This is a genomic window from Citrobacter sp. TBCS-14, assembly GCF_005280805.1.
GTDB lineage: Bacteria > Pseudomonadota > Gammaproteobacteria > Enterobacterales > Enterobacteriaceae > Citrobacter > Citrobacter gillenii.
In genome coordinates this window covers 1-400 of the sequence record NZ_SZWM01000317.1, presented here as the reverse complement: position 1 = coordinate 400, position 400 = coordinate 1, and the positions used below count along the sequence as shown (strand labels likewise).

At 60.0% G+C, this 400-nt stretch carries 1 protein-coding gene; it reads left to right on the top strand.

The genetic code is table 11. The features are described from left to right. Positions 1–400, top strand: a 400-nt coding sequence (locus FDX22_RS15290; RefSeq protein ID WP_255432927.1) for a contractile injection system protein, VgrG/Pvc8 family, incomplete at both ends; no start/stop codon positions are given.

Sequence of the window (400 nt, the reverse complement as noted above, 5' to 3'; positions counted from 1 at the left end):
CCTGAACGGGCAGTTGTCACAGTACGAGATTTTTGATTATCCCGGTCGATTCAAGGATGAATCGCACGGACAAAACTTCACCCGCTATAAAACAGAAGGCTGGCGCAACGGTGCCGAAACGGCAGCCTGTGTGAGCAATTCCCCGAAACTGTGGCCCGGAAAGCGCTTCACCCTGACCGGCCACCCTTCGCCCACGCTGAACCGGGAATGGCAGGTGACAGGCTGCGTTCTGAAAGGTGAGCAGCCGCAGGCACAGCATGGCAGCCAGGGGGAAGGCACCACGCTCAGCAATGCATTCGACGTGATTCCGGCAGACCGGACATGGCGGACCTCCCCCCTGTCAAAACCTTCCGTTGACGGCCCGCAGAGTGCTGTGGTCACCGGTCCGGCGGGCGAAGAA